Annotated in this window: 7 protein-coding genes and 13 pseudogenes; 19 read left to right on the top strand and 1 reads right to left on the bottom strand. The window is 50.7% G+C overall.

Annotated elements, in window-relative coordinates; translation table 11 throughout:
• Nucleotides 1-165 precede the first annotated feature (165 nt).
• The 4 genes and pseudogenes from GPOALKHO_RS09085 to GPOALKHO_RS09070 all read left to right on the top strand — a co-directional run.
• Nucleotides 166-658, top strand: a pseudogene (locus tag GPOALKHO_RS09085) (tRNA-dihydrouridine synthase); the annotation flags it as partial.
• A 21-nt stretch (nucleotides 659-679) separates the two neighbouring features.
• Nucleotides 680-976, top strand: coding sequence for a DNA-binding transcriptional regulator Fis (gene fis / locus GPOALKHO_RS09080; RefSeq protein WP_406702230.1), 297 nt, complete (start codon nucleotides 680-682; stop codon nucleotides 974-976).
• Nucleotides 977-3,101: 2,125 nt separating this feature from the next.
• Nucleotides 3,102-3,436: pseudogene (locus tag GPOALKHO_RS09075) on the top strand (amino acid ABC transporter permease); the annotation flags it as partial.
• A 112-nt stretch (nucleotides 3,437-3,548) separates the two neighbouring features.
• Nucleotides 3,549-4,078: pseudogene (locus GPOALKHO_RS09070) on the top strand (amino acid ABC transporter ATP-binding protein); the annotation flags it as partial.
• Nucleotides 4,079-4,276: 198 nt separating this feature from the next.
• Here the strand turns inward: GPOALKHO_RS09070 and kup are convergent.
• Nucleotides 4,277-6,148, bottom strand: a complete 1,872-nt coding sequence (gene kup, locus GPOALKHO_RS09065) for a low affinity potassium transporter Kup (protein ID WP_406702228.1) — start codon at nucleotides 6,146-6,148, stop codon at nucleotides 4,277-4,279.
• 1,119 nt (nucleotides 6,149-7,267) lie between these two features.
• Here kup and GPOALKHO_RS09060 point away from each other — a divergent pair.
• The 15 genes and pseudogenes from GPOALKHO_RS09060 to GPOALKHO_RS08990 all read left to right on the top strand — a co-directional run bounded on the left by GPOALKHO_RS09060 (nucleotide 7,268) and on the right by GPOALKHO_RS08990 (nucleotide 18,442).
• A complete protein-coding gene (locus GPOALKHO_RS09060; protein ID WP_406702227.1) occupies nucleotides 7,268-7,492 on the top strand; it encodes a regulatory ATPase RavA LARA domain-containing protein in 225 nt (74 codons plus the stop codon).
• 100 nt (nucleotides 7,493-7,592) lie between these two features.
• On the top strand, nucleotides 7,593-7,718 hold the full coding sequence (locus GPOALKHO_RS09055) for a hypothetical protein (protein WP_406703475.1): 126 nt from the start codon (nucleotides 7,593-7,595) through the stop codon (nucleotides 7,716-7,718).
• Nucleotides 7,719-7,777: 59 nt separating this feature from the next.
• On the top strand, nucleotides 7,778-7,900 hold the full coding sequence (locus tag GPOALKHO_RS09050) for a hypothetical protein (RefSeq protein ID WP_406702225.1): 123 nt from the start codon (nucleotides 7,778-7,780) through the stop codon (nucleotides 7,898-7,900).
• A gap of 657 nt (nucleotides 7,901-8,557) precedes the next feature.
• Nucleotides 8,558-8,812, top strand: a pseudogene (locus GPOALKHO_RS09045) (Lrp/AsnC ligand binding domain-containing protein); the annotation flags it as partial.
• 89 nt (nucleotides 8,813-8,901) lie between these two features.
• Nucleotides 8,902-9,354, top strand: a complete 453-nt coding sequence (mioC, locus tag GPOALKHO_RS09040; protein WP_406702223.1) for an FMN-binding protein MioC — start codon at nucleotides 8,902-8,904, stop codon at nucleotides 9,352-9,354.
• A gap of 350 nt (nucleotides 9,355-9,704) precedes the next feature.
• A complete protein-coding gene (gene mnmG, locus GPOALKHO_RS09035; RefSeq protein ID WP_406702221.1) occupies nucleotides 9,705-11,612 on the top strand; it encodes a tRNA uridine-5-carboxymethylaminomethyl(34) synthesis enzyme MnmG in 1,908 nt (635 codons plus the stop codon).
• Nucleotides 11,613-12,458: 846 nt separating this feature from the next.
• Nucleotides 12,459-12,577, top strand: a pseudogene (locus tag GPOALKHO_RS09030) (F0F1 ATP synthase subunit I); the annotation flags it as partial.
• An 8-nt stretch (nucleotides 12,578-12,585) separates the two neighbouring features.
• Nucleotides 12,586-13,377: pseudogene (gene atpB / locus GPOALKHO_RS09025) on the top strand (F0F1 ATP synthase subunit A).
• A gap of 48 nt (nucleotides 13,378-13,425) precedes the next feature.
• Nucleotides 13,426-13,572 (top strand): annotated as a pseudogene (locus tag GPOALKHO_RS09020) (ATP F0F1 synthase subunit C); the annotation flags it as partial.
• A gap of 65 nt (nucleotides 13,573-13,637) precedes the next feature.
• Nucleotides 13,638-14,147: pseudogene (atpF, locus tag GPOALKHO_RS09015) on the top strand (F0F1 ATP synthase subunit B).
• A pseudogene (gene atpH / locus GPOALKHO_RS09010) lies at nucleotides 14,140-14,760 on the top strand (F0F1 ATP synthase subunit delta). The pseudogenes atpF and atpH overlap by 8 nt, the downstream one beginning before the upstream one ends.
• Nucleotides 14,702-16,173: pseudogene (gene atpA / locus GPOALKHO_RS09005) on the top strand (F0F1 ATP synthase subunit alpha). The pseudogenes atpH and atpA overlap by 59 nt, the downstream one beginning before the upstream one ends.
• A 46-nt stretch (nucleotides 16,174-16,219) precedes the next feature.
• Nucleotides 16,220-17,066: pseudogene (atpG, locus tag GPOALKHO_RS09000) on the top strand (F0F1 ATP synthase subunit gamma).
• A gap of 32 nt (nucleotides 17,067-17,098) precedes the next feature.
• A pseudogene (locus GPOALKHO_RS08995) lies at nucleotides 17,099-17,987 on the top strand (hypothetical protein).
• A gap of 67 nt (nucleotides 17,988-18,054) precedes the next feature.
• A pseudogene (locus GPOALKHO_RS08990) lies at nucleotides 18,055-18,442 on the top strand (F0F1 ATP synthase subunit epsilon).
• The last annotated feature ends 214 nt before the right edge of the window (nucleotides 18,443-18,656 follow it).

The following is an 18,656-nucleotide window of genomic DNA, read 5'->3' as shown; positions in this document are numbered from 1 at the left end:
AAAGTTTGGCCTTTCATCTGATGAAAAAAATGCGTAATATACGCGCCCTTGCGGATACAGTATGGTCTCTCTTTAGTTTATGCGTGTTAGACGCTTCCAGCTACACTAATTGCTTGATGGCGGCTCCGATGACCGGTGTGACGAACCGCTTGTTCAGAGCCTTAAATTCGCACAAACTGGACGCCGGATCACAGATACAAATCGCCAAATCGGCCGAAGATTGTGGTATACAGGCCATCACGATTCATGGCCACACTTGTGTTTACCTGTTTAACGACGCTACGGAGTACGACAGTATTTAGAGACATTACTGACCCGCAGAAAGCCTGAGCGGTGCTGGATTACACCGGGGCGAATACCATGATGATGATCCGCACCGCGCAGGAAAGACCCTGGATCTTCCGGGAAATCCAGCATTATCTGGATAATGTGGAACTGTCACCGCTGCCGTTGGGCGAGGTGATGCATTTGTTGATGGAGCATATCAGGAAATTGCACGACTTTTATAGTCCAGGCAAACTTTCGCATCGCTAGTAAGCACGTACCCTGGCTTTACAGGCGTGTGCCCACGACAACGAGTTTAGGTGCATTCAACGCCATTGAGGTCCCAGCGAACAGCTTGGAGGCGCTGGAGGCACACTTTGCAAATCTTACGTAATAGAAAAGAGCAGACAGAACTATGTTCGAACAACGCGTAAATTCTGACGTACTGACCGTTTCTACCGTTAACCCTCAGGATCAGGTAACGCAAAAACCCCTGCGCGATTCGGTAAAGCAAGCACTGAAGAACTATTTTGCTCAATTGAACGGTCAGGACGTCAACGACCTGTATGAACTTGTGTTGGCTGAAGTAGAGCAGCCTTTATTGGACATGGTGATGCAATACACCCGCGGCAATCAGACACGTGCGGCACAGATGATGGGCATCAACCGCGGCACCTTGCGTAAGAAACTGAAAAAATACAGCACGAACTAATTAGTTCATATCGCACTGATTTGTTTTGCTCAGAAACATCACACCTTTTGTATCTCCTGGCCAATCGCCTCCGCCGCGCTCGCCGCCCGGCGTCTCTTCGTCCCCTGTGAAATTCGCTGTACCGAGGAGGAAAAAGACAACGGGATGCAGAACCCTGCTGGGCATCGGCCAAGGCTCGGCGATTTCTATTTTGGCTTTCTCTTAGCCACAAGAGTGCCCCATTTTTGTGTAGGAGTGCCCATTTTATCTGAGCGTCGATATTCATTTTTGGCCTTATTGCCTGCATAGATTGAAATGAATCATTACGGTTCCTTTAGTTTACTGCGCATTAACGGAATATTTATGATGCACTGCACGGTCGTGATGAGAATTTAGATATAGCCGGAGATGATCCTCTTCGCAATGGTGCCCTTTGGGAATAGAACGTATTTCCCATAGTTTAGATTTAATCACGCGTAATATTTTTTAATTTATTAATTTATTTTTAGGCATAATTGAACTTCTAACAAAGAATGAGAATGTGACGTGACCCACTGTTATGCATGCCAGCGCTTGCATAACGGCACTAGAGTGAAGATAATTGACAATGATAATCCTCTGTTTTTTGGTGTAACGTTCACACTGCCTTACTCGCTTTTGGAAACAGAGATTACTAAAGGAAAATTTAATTAAATTATGGATAAACGAATCTACTCCCTGCTCCAAAATACCATCGTTCCTTTAGCAACAGAGGTTACGGTCTACGATGACATTTCCGCTTTTGCTTCGCGAATTTGCTCGCCTGCCAATTGCGGTTTAAAATGGCAGCGCCACTTTGTAATAATTTGTGAAATTGGCGAATAAGTTTCCTCTCGCATTAAATTTGCTCGCTAGAGGCGTTGGTCTCTCCATAGTGCTTCCATCAGAAGCAAGTTTGTCATTTTGTCTCCACGGATATGATGGAGGTGGGGTGTCAGTCCGAATATTACGATAAACAGCAAATGGTTTTTTCGGAGCAGCTAATGTAAACTTTCTGTTTCACTCGCTCCCTCATCGCTTCATGCATTCCCTACGCTGTGTTCTCATTCCCTTCCCAGCACCAGCGACGCTTTCATTCTGGTCACGTCCCCACTTTTAAATAACCAGGCACAGACAGGCTAGACTCCCCTTCGGCGCACCGTAGGCCTTGTGCATTTCTCCGCATCTAGGCCGCCGTTATCGCGGAATCGGTTAGCCTCTTGCTTTCTCACCTTTAACGCAATTGCCTTTTCTGGAAAAATATCGAATGAGATTATCAAAGTGAGAAATTAATAGTTTATAACCTAACGCCCTATTTTATCACTGTGAGTAAGCCCTGGCAGGCGTCCAACAAGTATTACCCATCAATATGGTCACACCTTTACCGGCAAAGCGATGCCCTGTAAAAACATAAACGTCGCCAGGGTAGGCAAAATCGTTTATGACACCCTGACTGACTTTGGCGATATCAACGAGAAGATTTCATCGATAGTGTTGTAAAATCATTAAAATAAAGGTATGTGAAGATGAAAAAAAATAACTGTTTTGACAGTTGCAATAATGATGGTGGGTAGTATTTCTTCCATGACATACCCGTACCGACTTGAACGCGGCAGGCGCAATGCACTCTTCAACCACCATTTATTTTAGCGGTTTAGTGAAGTCGGTGACCTGTTCACTCAGGAGAAATCAATGAAAGTCGAGCTGCCGACGGTAAATATAAGTAATTTCTCCAGTCTGTCCGAAGGCGCGACGCTATCAAGGAACAGCCCTAACATTTCCAATTGCATGTTAATTGCTTACAACATGTAGACACTTATCAGTTGAAAGTGACGAGCAGCAAAGACGTTGACGAAGCGCACAATGTGCTACGTAATTCGGCAAAGGGAATTGGATTGCAAATTAACCGTGATAACAATCTAGTAGAATTATGGTAAAGAAAGAGCAGTCACTTCAAACACTCAGCCGTTGAACGAAGTGGATAACATGTTGGACGTAAAGGTAGGTTACTTAGCCACCGACGCCGTTTTATTATCACCCTAGCTATTCGTTGCTGATAAATATTTATAACAAACGCAAGCACTAGTGGAAAGTTGAAAGATCACGATAACTATGACTTTTCTCCATAGGAACCCAAATCGATAAACTTCTGCGCGCTGGTGAGTGTTTCATATTCCAATCCACCTATATAACGGAAGTCGTACGCGGCCTGGCTACAGACGCTACAAAATGATCAAACCGAGGCGGCGAAATCCATGGCGCTCGGCCATTGAAAAACCCACGGACTGGTCAATACCATCATTGCGTTATTAAAAAGACCAGCCTGGTGGTCATTATCGGGTCGTTCGATCTGTTTAGCAACGTGCAAACAGGCAACGGTACATGTCCACTGAAGGTTATGTCTTAGGTGCGCTCGTTTATTGGATTTTCTGTTTCTATAGCCAACATTTGGAAATGCGTTTTCCGGACTCCAGCATTAAGGTTTGTATGAACATGAATAATAACGCCGCCTCTTCGGGTAACTTGATAATTACAATAGGAAACATCAATAATGGTATGGGTAGTGCCATGTTTTATCGTGTTATGCGGCCCCTCCGGGTCGGGTAACTTCACGATGATCCGCTGTATCAACTATCTTGAAGAGCATCAACAGGACCACATTGTAGTTGACGGTACCCCGCTTAATGACGTTCTCTGCAATATCGAGTGCGTGCGCACTGAAGTCGGTATGGTATTTCAGCACTTCAATCTATTTTCGCACCTAACCGTCCTGTCAATCTATTTTCGCACCTAACCGTCCTGCAAAACCGCATTCTGGCGCCTATACCCGGGTACGCAAGATGCCAACAAAGAGGCCGAGGCGCTGGCGATGCACTATTGGAGCGGGTACGCATTGCCGAACATGCGCAAAATTCCCCGGACAATTGTCGGGCGGACAGCAGCAATGGGTCGCGATCGCCAGTTTGCTGTGCATGAAGCCGAGAATCATATTATTCGATGAACCAACCGCGGCACTGGACCTTGAAATTGAAAGGGGTGCTAGATACCATGATAGAATTGGCTGAAGACGGAATGATCATGTTGTTTGTGCCGTGGCCGACAGGGTCGCGCTCATGCCTGCTGGCAGCACGTCGATAATATCCTTACCACTTGGCTCGATTTACCAAAATTACTTTCGCTCTAATGCCATGGTGATGTCATCAAACTGGGCCTTCATCAGGCCATCGTGGACACCATTCTCACTGGGGAGGGCCCGGGCCTTCGCCATCTGCCAGCAACTGCTGGATGAGAATGATTAAACCTCTAGATCTCTATCTGCGTTCCCAACTCAATGACCCTGTTAGGCGGGATGAGATATTGATCCGGCGCGTGCAGGGCATTGCGGCTTAAGGCCATGAACAGCTTCCCCCTCACCATGAGGTACCAGGGCCGCTTCCCTAGAATCAGCGATTCATGGGACATAAAGAAAGACGTTTCTATCATCCGGCATGATAGTCCCTCCAACCCGCAGCGGTGGAAGATCTCCTCCATATCTGGCGTCTCTTTGTAACCATAATTGGCTACCACGCGCCAGAAAGTTGGCGACAGTGCTTCAATGGTGACCCGTCGTACATTATGCACAAAAGGTGCATCTTCTGTGCACAGTGTCAGCAATACCACGCGCTCATGCAGGACTTTGTTGTGTTTTAGGTTATGCAGCAGGGCAAAAGGAATGACGTTCATGGCGCGCGACATAAACACGGCGGTGCCAGGTACCCGCATCGGCGGCGATTTTTCCAATGAGGCAATGAGCGCCTCCAGGGAATTCCCGTGCTCGTGGATTCGGCGCAGCAAATGGAATCGCTCGCTTTTCCAGGTCGTCATGGCGACAAACATCAGGAATCCCAACAGCAGCGGTAGCCAGCCGCCGGAGAAAATCTTGGGCGCATTGGCGGCGAACATGGGCACATCGAGACACAATAGCGCCAGCAACAGCACTGCTACCAGCAACAGGTTCCAATGCCAGTTTTTTCTGGCCACGGTACAAGACAGGATGCTGGTTAGTACCATGGCACCGGTCACTGCGATACCGTAGGTCGCCGCCAGATTACTGGAATGCTCGAAACTGACAATCACCAGTACCACGGCGATATACAGCAACCAGTTGATGAAAGGAATATAAATCTGCCCAACTTCCATATCGGAGGTATGGATGATGCGCATCGGCGGCAAATATCCAAGACGCACCGCTTGGCGGGTCAAGGAAAACACGCCGGAAATCACCGCCTGAGAAGCGATAACCGTGGCAAGCGTCGCGAGAATAAGAAGAGGAATCATCGCCCAATCGGGAGCGAGTAAAAAGAAAGGGTTTTTGATTGCCATCGGTGATGACAGTAACAGCGCGCCCTGACCGAAATAATTCAGTACTAGGGACGGCAGCACTGCGCTAAACCAGGCGATGCGGATGGGCAATTTACCGAAATGCCCCATATCGGCATACAGCGCTTCCACGCCGGTAATGGCCAGCACCACTGCCCCGAGAGCAAAAAAAGAAACGGTTTGATATTCAGCAAAAAAGGCGATAGCCCATTTCGGATTGAGGGCATACAGCACTTCAGGATTACCGATAATGCTACGCACACCCAGAACACCCAGCGTGAGAAACCATACCAGCATTACCGGTGCAAAAAGTTTGCCGACGCTGCCGGTGCCTTTCTTTTGAATGAAAAACAGTAGGGTTAGCACCACTACGGAGAGCGGTACAATAAATTCCTGTAGCGATGGCGCGGCAATCTGTAAGCCCTCTATCGCCGACATGACCGAGATAGCAGGCGTGATCACTACTTCGCCATAAAAGAAGCTGCCGCCGATAAGGCCAATCATCACTAATATCGGCGTCAATTTAGCGCCGGTATTTCTACCCGCGAGCGACATCAGCGTCAGAATGCCGCCTTCGCCGGCGTTGTCGGCGCACATGACGAAGAGAAGGTATTTCAGCGAGACAATCAGGATCAGGAGCCAGAAAATGAGAGATAAAAAACCAAACACCGCCACGCGTTCAACTCCAAAACCATAATAGCCGGCAACAAGACATTCACGTAAGGTATATAAAGGACTGGTACCAATATCACCATACACGACGCCTATTGCGGCAAGCGTGACGGCCGGAAGCGACTGCTTATGATCTTTATTCATAACCTTTTCTTTGCATTATTTTTCTAGGAGCATGCGGTGATGCACTTCCTCAAAAACTAAAAGCGCACAGTATGCCTGAAAAATGCCGAAACACTAATTCTAATTATCCCCCATTGAGGGGCGATTAACGCAAAAAGTTGATAAAGGATAAATTTATGCGAGCATTTATTTATAAAATGCACTTATTTATTGTGTCTTTCTCACTACTCATAGGGATAACCGATCTGATTATGGCGCTCACACCTCTTCCGGCAGAGAGAATTCCTCGCCTCAGCAGCTATTAGAAATCGGGCTGTACGAGTGGCAGCATGCCATGCGGCTCTGTGCTGACAGCACTTTCCGGGAAAGTGTATTTCGCTGAGGCCGCCCGTCATCGCCAAAAGTCTTATCGCCAATCGCCTGAAGCTGGCGTTCAGCCATACGCGTACCTTCGATTATCTGATGGCCTGCTTTCAACATCGGAAGAGGTATTCGTCCTACTGTCCATTCAGGCGCTGAAAGTGGATGGCCGCTGTCATCAGATGACACAAGGGTATTTGCCGGAGGCGGAAATTGTCCGGCCATTTTGAACACCATGCTTGCCGCCATCAACAAACGACGGTTTGTGGCATGACCGAATGCTAATCCGCCTGCGGCTGGACAAGGTCAAAGAGAAGAGTAATTTTCATGTATTGCTGATCAGTCATGCGGACAGCCAGTCGCAAGCAGTTATCTCGCCACTACGAGTGAGCAACGAAGTACCAAATCCTGACAACGGCAGATTAACAAGGTGACACTTCCGGCGGCTTGTTTTGAGCTGATATGTCTATTACGTCAGCGGCTGGAAGCGCCGCCCGAGATGCCCCATATCTCTGACCGGTACTGGAAAAGGCGTTGCGTTTGCTGCAGGTCAGCGAGTTTTCAGTGATCGCCAAAGCATTTCCCCGGTAGATATCATCCTGCTAAAGAAATGCCTGTTGCACGATCCGGCCAGTCACCAGCTCATTAATCAGCAACTTGAGCAACTGATGGTCGAGCGTGGTAGATTCTGTAAAACACAGAACTTCAACCGATAAAACGTCAGCATATCGCTAAAACCCAGGCCAAGCTGGCGCTTACATTTGCGTCTCCAAAGCCCTTATGAGCCGTAAACCCCATCACACCCTGCCGTCATCGCTGACGGAACCGGCGTTGACTTTCATATTGCAAACGCAGCGAGTATTGCACGATATCCACATCGATCACATCACCATTGAGCGTGAAGCTCTGCAACAGTGGCTGAATAAAGGGGGGTGCAAGGCAAGGCTAAGGGGTACGGTTTGGGGCTCGAGGCACGCATTAACGTTCAGCATCAGTTTGAAATAGTCGATATTAGTCTTCAGTCCTCATTGCTGGCACAGGCGGCGCTGGCTGCGCTGATGGATGATCTTGAGGAAGTCAACAACTCTACCACCAACAGCGCTGTCTGTTCCACGAACAGCAAAGTTGCCTCTTTGATTATCAGAGAGTGGTCGCGAGGATTGTCATCGCGAAGATTGAAGCCGGTCTGCTGAACCTTTCCCAACAATTAGCCCAGACCGGACAGGATTGACGCACGATGGTGGACGCTGGATACGTCAGTCTGCTGTTAGCCATTGACCAGGGAAACTGATGAGTGACCTTATCTTGATCTTGATTGACAGCCCGCCAATGGCCTTACTACTGGAACAGTTTCCGGTGCCGAAGAAGGAATTGATGAAACGTGCGCCGCTGATGAAACCACGGCTGGAATAGGTGCTGCGTCGGGGTAAAGTGCCTAAGCACTGGCCAGCGAATTTTATCTGTTTCAACAAAACCAGCTGTGGGCTCATCAGGATTTTCCGCCCATTTTCCGGACACCCTGATGCGGCCTACAAGCCATCTTATCGCCCTTTTATCCAGAAGCGCAACGGTTCCATCAGGTCGCATCAACAGAAATGGATTGCTACGATAACGCGCTCCAAACCCTGTTTACAGCGTTGTCGCACCAGTTTGACGTTGCGGGCCACTACGGCGCAACATCAACCTGGAAAGGGCGGTAGATTTCTGCTTGACGAGCCACAGCAGCAGCTCGCGATGAGCGGCCTACGGCGCCGCTGCTGGCGTAGAATCAACACGCTGCCGGCCGATTGTGGGATATGGCCGTCGGGCAGGTACACTACGACAAGGCGATTATCCTGGTACACTATGACGCATTTCTACACGGTGTCCTGAACTTCTGCGGTTGGCGGAACAATTGGGGCGCAGCTGTGAAGCGCGTTTCACCGCCGCTCCCCATTCGCTTGAGCGCGAAGTGGAGAATCGCGTGCACGAGCCGGCGGTTCCGTCTAAAGAAATTAGCGGTATTGCGGCTGCTACCGGGAGAGTTGTCCGCCCTCGGCATCGATGAACTGGAGTACGAGTTTTACCGTCGTCTGCTGCTTTATCGGCATTTTTCTTGAAAGCGCCAAGAATTACTCTTACGCGCTCAAGAAGCTGGGCGCGCTGGACGAAGTGGCGGAGGCATTTATGCCACCGGCCTACAGCATCTTTATTAAGGTGGCGTGCCGCTCTATCGATGCCCTGCAACAGGTACTTATCAACAAGATTCAGGCCATCGGCGAGATCCAATCCACCGAAACCTTCATCTCGATGCAAAACCCCATCAGCCGGACTATCGTGCCATAGAGGCCCGATTAATACCTACAATTATCCACAGGTAGATCCCAGCCGGTACACAGCGTATAATACTGACTTATTTATCTGACGGGACCATCATGGCTGACGTAACCATCATCAGCGGCAGCACATTGGGTAGCGCCGAATATGTTGCCGAGCACGTCGCCGGCATCCTTGAACAGCATGGAGTCACCACCCATGTCCTGCATGGCGCCGAGCTGGCAGAATTAAGTCCAGAGGGTCTGTGGCTCCTGGTTACTTCCACCCACGGCGCAGGCGAGCTTCCGGAGAATCTCCAACCGCTGTTAGGAGCGTTGACGGCGCAAGCGCCCTCACTCGCCGAGGTCGCCTATGGCGCAATCGGCATCGGCAGCAGCGAATACGATACGTTTTGCGGCGCGATCGATACCTTGGATCGCCAGCTTACGACGCTCGGCGCCAACCGGATCGGAAATGTGCTGAAGATCGACATTACTCAGCACGAAATTCCCGAGGATCCGGCGGAAGCTTGGGTAGCGGAATGGATCGTGCAGATAAAAGCGCTCCGATAGTCTCTTTTATGTATAGCTGCGACTAAAATCCGCTGGAAACCGGTAATTATCTAATTTACAATCTTAAGAGTCTCTGAACCTTATGGGTAAGTGCGACAGAGCTTATGCCGGCCTGGACACCGGTCATTCACAGGCTCGGAGGATCGATAATCCCTTGAATAAGTCAACCAAAATGGCTTATCCACAGAGGATTGCGGTTCTAGTATTAGATATAACAAGGGATCTATAAATAAAAGATCTTTCTTTAACCACCGGCGGATCTTCCTGGCTTGTATTCCGTCTAAACTTGAGTAGAATCCTCTCCTTCAGGCTCCTTGACTATCCTTCGCTTTCGCGTGAGGTGTTTTACCATGTTTTATCCCGATCATTTTGACGTCATCGTCATTGGTGGCGGTCATGCCGGTACGGAAGCGGTAATGGCGTCGGCACGGATGGGATGCAAAACCCTGTTGATGACACATGATATTGATACGCTTGGACAAATGTCTTGTAACCCGGCGATCGGCGGTATCGGCAAAGGGCATTTGGTCAAGGAAGTTGATGCGATGGGTGGTTTGATGGCACAGGCCATCGACAAGGCCGGCATTCAGTTCAGGATATTGAACGCTAGTAAAGGGCCAGCGACTAGAGCGACCCGCGCACAAGCGGATCGCGTGCTTTACCGTCAGGCGGTGCGCGGCGCACTGGAGAACCAGCCTAACCTGGTGATCTTCCAGCAGGTGGTAGAGGATCTGGTCGTGGATGGCGATCGGGTCGTCGGTGTCGTTACGCAAATGGGGCTAAAATTCAGCGCCAGCGCGGTGGTGTTGACCGTGGGGACCTTTCTGGACGGTAAGATCCACATCGGCATGGATCACTACAGCGGCGGTCGGGCAGGGGATCCGCCGTCGATTTCTCTGTCGCGCTGTCTGCGCGAGCTACCGTTCCGGGTGAACCGCCTGAAAACCGGAACACCGCCGCGTATTGATGCGCGCAGTATTGATTTTTCGCAACTGGCAACACAGCATGGCGACGATCCGCTGCCCGTCTTCTCTTTTTTGGGCTCGGCGGATCAGCATCCGCGCCAGATCCCCTGCTATATCACCCATACCAACACAAAGACCCATGAGGTCATCCGCCAAAATTTGGATCGCAGCCCGATGTACGCCGGTATTATCGAAGGCGTCGGGCCGCGCTATTGCCCGTCCATTGAAGATAAGGTCATGCGTTTCGCCAATCGCGATGCCCACCAGATCTTCCTCGAGCCGGAAGGGTTGACCAGCAACGAAATTTATCCCAACGGCATCTCGACTAGCCTGCCGTTCGATGTACAGATAAAAATCGTCCACTCTATACAGGGATTGGAGAACGCGCGCATCGTGCGTCCTGGCTATGCGATCGAGTACGACTTTTTTGATCCGCGCGATCTCAAGCTGACGCTGGAAAGCAAATTGATCGCGGGACTGTTTTTCGCCGGCCAGATCAACGGAACCACCGGATACGAAGAGGCTGCCGCCCAAGGCATGCTCGCCGGTCTGAACGCCGCTAGGCTTGCCACAAACCAAGAGGGATGGTCACCGCGGCGCGATCAGGCCTATCTGGGCGTGCTAGTGGATGATTTATGCACGTTGGGCACTAAAGAGCCTTACCGTATGTTTACCGCTCGCGCCGAATATCGGCTGCTGTTGCGCGAAGATAACGCCGATCTTCGGCTAACGGAAATCGGCCGGCAGCTCGGTTTAGTGAATGAAGTGCGCTGGGCGCGCTTCTGCGCCAAGCAAGAACAGATCGCACTGGAGCGTCAGCGTCTGCGCGATATCTGGGTGCATCCTGGCAGCGAAGATGTTGAACAACTTAATTCGCTGCTTAAAGCGCCGTTGACGCGCGAAGCCAACGGGGAAGAGCTCCTGCGCCGCCCGGAGGTGGATTATGCGCGACTGACCGGCCTAGACCGCTTCAGTCCAGCGCTGACCGACAATCAGGCAGCGGAACAGGTCGAGATCCAGATCAAATACCATGGCTACATCGCTCGTCAGCAAGAGGAGATCGCGCGCCAGATGCGCAATGAACATACCCTGTTATCGGTGGATATGGATTTCAGCGTTGTATCGGGCCTATCCAACGAAGTGATCGCCAAACTTAACGATCATAAACCCAATTCTATCGGCCAGGCTTCACGGATATCTGGTGTCACGCCGGCGGCGATTTCCATCTTGCTGGTTTGGCTGAAAAAACAGGGGCTGCTGCGCTGCGGTGCCTGGCAACAACGGAATCATTAATGCTTGAAACATTGTCGACGTCGGCACCGGCCCGGGCTGGCGGACGTTCTGCTGACTATTGTGCGGCCAGAAGCGCATTTCACTAGACAGCCTTGGGCAAGCGCGTACGCTTTCTGCGCCAGGTACAGCATGAACTGGGTCTCGATGATGCTGGCCGCATGGCCGGGTGGAGAGCTTCACGCCGTCCGTGGGCTTTGACAGCGTCATAAGCCGCGCTTTCGCCTCCCTCGGCGACGTGCTGACCCGATGCGCTGCGCTCCCGGGTAAAGAAAAGGCCGATTTATACGCCGAAAGGCTGGCTTTCCGAGGTGGAGCTGACAGTGCTACCATTGGGCTTGCGGTCAGAATCGGTGATCGTGCTTCATGTGGCCTGGAGGGTGAGTGGCATATCGTGGTTGCTTTTCGTCAATAAAAGGCAAAAAAACCGTCGCGCACTTTATTAAACAAACCGCTGGCGGTAATTTAGCTATCCTGAGAATTATTTACCTCTCTTTTATATTTCGTTAGCAATTGAATCCTATCGCTGTACACGTACTAATAGTAAACGTGCGAGACGTCTGAAGTGTAAGAGATGCATCCAAATAGGGGCAATTTTATAAAAATTAATATTCAAGTGGTTGTGTGTTATTGAGAATAATTCATTTTTAAATGCTGCAATGGCTAAATTAGCTTCCGGCTCGCGCTTTTAAATCCATCGTAGTGTGATCTTTTCCACAGTTTTACAGACGATAATTGGTGAAGCGTTGGAAATTTTACATGTTACGATCCAGCGCTTTTGCGGTAAAAAGATGAGATCTGCATTCTTTAAATTATTATTCACCTTTTTGCCGCTTATCGTTCCATCGCCTGCTGGTCGTCGCACTTGAGATATTCAAGGCCGCGTTTATCCCATTGTGCCTAACCTATTTATCGGTGCCGATTGTGCAGTATATTGGCAACCGGTCGTAATTAACAACAAAGGGTAAGAGGCATCATGTCCGCATCAGAAGAAATCACTACTCCACAGGAATACATAGATTACCACCTGAACAACCTTCAGTTGGACCTGCTTACGTTTGAACTAGTTAGTCCCCACTCGGCGGCGTCATTCTGGGTCCTGAACATTGATTCCATGTTCTTCTCGCTGCTGCTGGGCGCAATTTTCCTGCTGATCTTTGGCCGCATTGCTAAGGGTGACACCAGCGGCATCTCTGGAAAATGCAAACCTTCGTCGAGCTGGTGGTCGGCTTTGTCCGTTCCACGGTAAAAGCAAACTTATTACTCCGTTGGCGTTGACCAACTGCGTCTGGGTCTTTTTAATGAACCTGATGGATTTGCTGCCCAGCACGCGCTGCCCTATCTCGGCCAGCACGTGCTGGGCTTATCGGTGCTGCGTGTGGTGCCCTCGGCTGACGTTAACATTACGCTGTCGATGGCGTTCAGCGTGCTTATCCTCATCCTGTATTGTAGCGTGACGATGAAAGGGATCAGCGGCTTTGTCAAAGAACTTACCCTTCAGCCGTTCAATCACCCGATTTTCATTCCTATTAACCTGATTCTCGAAGGCGTCAGCCTGCTGTCCAAGCCAGTGTCGCTGGGCCTTCGGTTGTTTGGCAACATGTATGCAAGTGAGTTGATCTTCATCCTGATTGCCTGTCTGTTGCCGTGGTGGTCACAATGGATTCTGAATGTGCCCTGGGCCATTTTCATATCCTGATTATTGCAAGCCTTTATCTTCATGGTTCTGACGATTGTCTATCTCGCGATAGCATCTGAAGAACATTGATTTTTATAGCTTAATACTGCGTTTAACCGAAACAAACAGGAGACTGTCATGGAAAATCCGAATATAGATCTGCTGTACATGGCTTCTGCTGTGATGATGGGTATGGCGGCAATCGGTGCTGCGATCGGTATCGGCAGCCTAGGTGACAAATTTTTGGAAGGGGCCGCGCGTCAGCCTGATCTGATCTACGTGATGTTCGCCGTCGCCTAGTGTCAAGCTAACCACCATCGAACCGTTAACTTTACAAAAGTTATTGTGCTGTGAATATTAACGCAACAATCCTCGGCCAGACCTTCGCGTTTGTCCTGTTTGTGCTGCTCTGTATGAAGTATGTGTGGCCACCGTTAATGACCGCCATCGAGAGGCGTCAGAAAGAACTTGCTGATGGTTTGGCTTCCACAGGACGCGCAAAAAAGATCTGGACATCGCCCAGGCCGAAGCAACCGATCGTTTGAAGCAAACGAAGGTGGAAGCCAAGGCTATAATCGAACAAGCCAACAAGCGAAAACGCAAGTGGTTGATGAAGCCAAAGCTGAAGCCGAAGCGGAACGCAACAAAATCCTGGCACAGGCACAGGCACAGGCACAGGCGGAAATTAACGCCGAACGCAAGCGCGCCCGCGAGGAGTTACGCAAGTAGGTCGCTATGCTGATTTTGTCGGGTGCCGAGAAGATCACGAACGTTCCGTGGATGAAGCCACCAACAGCGACATCGTCGATAAATTATCACTGAACTGTAGGGGCTGTAAGGGAGGGAGGAGCAATGTTTGAACTGGTAACTGTAGCTCGCCCCTACGCCAAAGCGGCTTTTGACTTTGTCGTCGAGCTCCAGGATGTGGCGCATTGGCAGTCGATGCTGGCATTCTCTGCCGAGATGAGCCGCAATGAGCAGATAGCTGAACTACTCTCGGGCGCCGTTGTGCCCGAAAAGCTGGCGCAAAAGTTTATTGCGGTCTGTGGCGAGGCGCTTGATGTCTCCGGTCAGAACCTAATTCGGGTCATGGCGGAAAACTGGCGTCTAGCGATTCTGCCCGACGTGCTAGAGCAGTTTATTCTTCTGCGCGCGGCGCAGGAGGTACTGTGGAAGTGGATGTCATTTCTGCCAGCGTGTTAAAAGAAGCAATTGGTAAAAATTAGCGCCGCGATGGAGCAACGCCTGTCATGCAAAGTTAAGATGAATCGCAAAATTGAGATGAATCGCAAAATTGATAAGTCTGTCGTGGCCGGCGTCGTGATACGCGCTGGCATGGTGATAGACGGTAGCGTACGTGGTCGTCTGGAGCGTCTGGCAGACGCCTTGCAGGCTTATATTAGGGGACCGGAGCATGCAACTGAATTCCACCGAAATCAGCGAACTGATCAAGCGGCGCATTGCTCAGTTTAATGTAGTGAGCGAAACTCACAATGAAGGGACCATCATTTCCGTCAGCGACTGGATCATCCGCGTACACGGCCTGACCAAAGTCAGGCAGGGTAAAATGATCGCACTGCCCGGCAATCGTTGCGCCATCGCCCTAAACCTGGAACGCGACTCCGTCAGTGCCGTGGTCATGGGACCGTATGCGGATCTGGCCGAAAGCATGAAAGTCAAATGCACCGGGCGTATTCTTGAAGTGCCGGTCGGCCGTGGCCTGCTTGGCCGCGTGGTCAATACCCTGGGTGCGCCCATTGACGATAAAGGCCCGGTGGAGCACGACGGCTTTTCCGGCGTTGAAGCCATTGCGCCGGGCGTTATTGAACGTCAGTCGGTCGATGAACCGGTACAGACCGGTTATAAATCTGTCGACGCCATGATTCCTATCGGCCGCGGTCAGCGCGAGCTGATCATTGGCGACCGTCAGACAGGAAAATCGGCGCTGGCCATCGATGCCATCATAAACCAGCGTGACAGCGGCATTAAATGTATCTATGTCGCCATCGGCCAGAAAGCATCCACTATCGCCAACGTGGTGCGTAAGCTAGAAGAGTACGGCGCACTAGCGAACACCATCGTGATAGTCGCCACCGAATCTGAATCCGCCGCATTGCAATATCTAGCGCCGTATACCGGTTGCGCCATGGGTGAATACTTCTGCGATCGCGGCGAAGACGCGCTGATCATTTATGATGTTCTTTCCAAGCAGGCCGTGGCGTATCGCCAAATCTCCCTGCTGCTCACCCGGCCGTGAAGCCTATCCCGGCGACGTGTTCTACCTGCACTCCCGTTTGCTGGAGCGCGCTTCCTGCGTTAACGCGGAATACGTTGAAAACTACACTAAGGGCGAAGTAAAGGGCAAAACCGGTTCGTTAACTGCACTGCCTATCATCGAAACCCAGGCGGGTGATGTTTCCGCCTTCATTCCGACCAACGTGATTTCCATCACCAATGGTCAGATCTTCCTGGAATCGAACCTGTTTAATTCCAGTATCTGTCCTACCTGTCCTGCCGTTAACCCGGGGATCGCAGTTTCTCGCGTCGGCGCCGCCGCCCAGAGCAAGATCATGAAAAACTGTCCGGCGGTATCCGTACCGCACTGGCGCAGCATCGTGAATTGGCCGCTTTCTCCCAGTTCGTCTCCGATCTGGATGACGCAACTCGCAAACAGCTGAATCACGGTCGCCCAGCAGGCTCTGGTACTGTTCGCGGCGGAACACGGTATCTGGAGGATGTTGAGCTGAGGCAGTGTTAATAGCCTACGTGGACCGTGAGCAGAGCGAATTGATGCAACAAATCAACCAGACCGGCGCTTATAACGATGATATCGCAGGCAAGCTGAAAGGTATTCTCGATACCTTCAATGCAACCCAATTCTGGTAACGCTCTATGGCCCTGCTCTGGCAGGTCATAGAACAATGAGGAGGAAATGGCCCAAATAGAGATACGTAATAAGATTGCAAGCGTCCAGAATACGCAAAAGATCACCAAAGCGATGGAAAGATCGCCGCTTCCAAAATGCGTAAAACGCAGGAACGCATGGCGTCCGGCCGTCCTTATAACGATGCGCAAAGTGATTGGTCACCTTGTACTGGGTAATCTGGAATACAAACACCCCTACCTGAGCTAGCGTGACGTAAAGCAAGTGGGTTGCCTGGTGGTAGCCGCCGACCGTGGTCTGGTGGCGGGCGGTCTGGGCATTAATTTGTTCAAAAAGCTATTGGTGGACATGAAAGAGTAGAATGGGAAACGAACTAGCGCTGATTGGCTCCAAGGCGGTGTCTTTCTTCAATTCAGTTGGTAGCAAAGTGGTTGCTCAGGTGACAGGTATGGGGGACAATCCCACACTGTCTGAATTGATCGGGCCAGCAAATGTTATGCTACAGGCCTATGACGAAGGCCGCTTGGACAAGCTTTATATTGTCAGCAATAAATTTGTCAATACACTGACACAGGTGCCGCGGATTCTGCAAATCCTGCCCCTTCCGCTAGCGGAAGGGGCGGATGTAAAGACCAGATCCTGGGATTATCTGTATGAATCCGATCCCAAAACGCTGTTGGATACTCTGCTGCGTCGTTACGTGGAATCGCAGGTTTATTAGGGCGTCGTTGAAAACCTGGCAAGCGAACAGGCTGCGCGTGTGATAGCAATGAAAGTTGCAACGGACAACGGCGGCAGCCTGATTAAAGCGTTACAACTTGTTTGCGATAAAGTTCGACAGACCAGCATCACTCAGGAACTCACCGAAATCGTCTCGAGAGCCGCTGTGGTTTAAGTTTAGGTCATGAATTACGTAGAGGATTGAAGATGGCTACTGGAAATGTCATCCAGGTTACCCCGTGGTCGACGTCGAGTTCCCACAAGACGCTGTACCAAATGTGTACAGCGCACTGGAGGTGGAAAACGGCGCCGCTCTCGAACGCACGAGAACGTTGGTCTATTCACGTCCGGTGCCGAGCTATTGAAGAGCTGGCCAATTCCCAGGATTTGCTGGAAACTGGTATTAAGGTTATCGACCTGATGTGTCCGTTCGCCAAGGGTGGTAAAGTCGGCCTGTTCGGCGGCGCTGGCGTGGGCAAAACCGTTAATATGATAGAGCTTATTCGAAACATCGCCATCGAACACTCCGGTTATTCCGTGTTCGCTGGAGTGGGTGAACGTACCCGTAATGACTTCTATCATGCAATGACCGATTCCAACGTTATCGATAAGGTTTCGCTAGTGCAACCGTCTACGCGTGGCGCTGACCGGTCTGACCATGGTGGAGAAATTTCGTTGTGGTTCTGAGCCGTCAAATCGCCTCTGTGGAGATTTACCCAGTGGTTGACCCGCTCGACTCCACTAGCCGTCAGCTGGTCCGTTAGTGGTAGGGCAGGAGCATTATGATGTGGTGCGCGGCGTGCAGTCCATTCTCCAGCGCTATCAGGAGCTGAAAGATATCATAGCTATCCTCGGCATGGACGATCTGTCCGAAGATGACAAGCTAGTGGTGTCGCGCGCGCGTAAGATTCAGCGCTTCCTATCTCAGCCGTTCTTCGTGGCGGAAGTGTTCACCGGCTCACCCGGTAAGTACGTGGCGCTGAAAGATACGATCCGTGGCTTTAAAGGCATCATGGACGGTGAATACGATCATCTGCCGGAACAGGCGTTCTACATGGCGGGCTCCATCGATGAAGCCGTGGAAAAGAAACTGTAACGCCTTGAGAGGAGGGTGATATGGTTGTAAAACTTATCATCTTGATGTGGTCAGCGCTGAAAAACAGATGTTTTCCGGGTGGCTTGAGAAAATTCAGGTGACGGGTAGTGAGGGCGAATTGGGGATTTTCCCTGGTCACGCCCTTCTGCTCACCGCCATTAAGCCAGGTATGGCGCGTATCATTAAGGGGCACAACAACGAAGAGTATATCTACTTGTCCGGCGGTATACTTGAGGTGCAGCCCAGCACGGTAACCATACCGGCCGATACCGCCATTCACGACAAGGATCTTGATGAAGAGAGGGCGATGGAGTCCAAGCGCAAGGCAGAAGAGCATATCAATAAATCCCACGGTGTATTGATATGCCCAAGCGTCAGCCGAGCTCTCCAAAGCGCTGGCGAAACTGCGGGTCATCGAACTGACCAAAAGCGATGTAATCAAGAGTGAATCATGAAAGGCCGGTTGCGATGACCAGCTTTATCTTTAATTAAGTTGCGAAATATTCACCGGTCAATGTGGGTAATTTCAGCTCCGCGCCGTTGAAAACTCCAGTTGTGCCGCTATTTCCTTTCTGGCAACACAATCGTGACAAATAGCCTTAGCACCGGGCGGCTACGCCCTGTAAAGTGTTTTTCATGCCAAATATGTAGCAATCACGCAGTAATCCC

The sequence above is a fragment of the Sodalis sp. (in: enterobacteria) genome (assembly GCF_036327475.1).
GTDB lineage: Bacteria > Pseudomonadota > Gammaproteobacteria > Enterobacterales > Enterobacteriaceae.
The sequence above is the reverse complement of the archived record's forward strand: the minus strand, read 5'-3'. Positions and strand labels throughout refer to the sequence as shown.

Excerpts from the sequence above, each read along its gene's own strand:
- fis (WP_406702230.1), top strand. The coding sequence starts at position 680 with ATGTTCGAACAACGCGTAAATTCTGACGTACTGACCGTTTCTACCGTT.
- kup (WP_406702228.1), bottom strand. The coding sequence starts at position 6,148 with ATGAATAAAGATCATAAGCAGTCGCTTCCGGCCGTCACGCTTGCCGCA.
- GPOALKHO_RS09060 (WP_406702227.1), top strand. The coding sequence starts at position 7,268 with ATGAGCCGTAAACCCCATCACACCCTGCCGTCATCGCTGACGGAACCG.
- GPOALKHO_RS09050 (WP_406702225.1), top strand. The coding sequence starts at position 7,778 with ATGAGTGACCTTATCTTGATCTTGATTGACAGCCCGCCAATGGCCTTA.
- mioC (WP_406702223.1), top strand. The coding sequence starts at position 8,902 with ATGGCTGACGTAACCATCATCAGCGGCAGCACATTGGGTAGCGCCGAA.
- mnmG (WP_406702221.1), top strand. The coding sequence starts at position 9,705 with ATGTTTTATCCCGATCATTTTGACGTCATCGTCATTGGTGGCGGTCAT.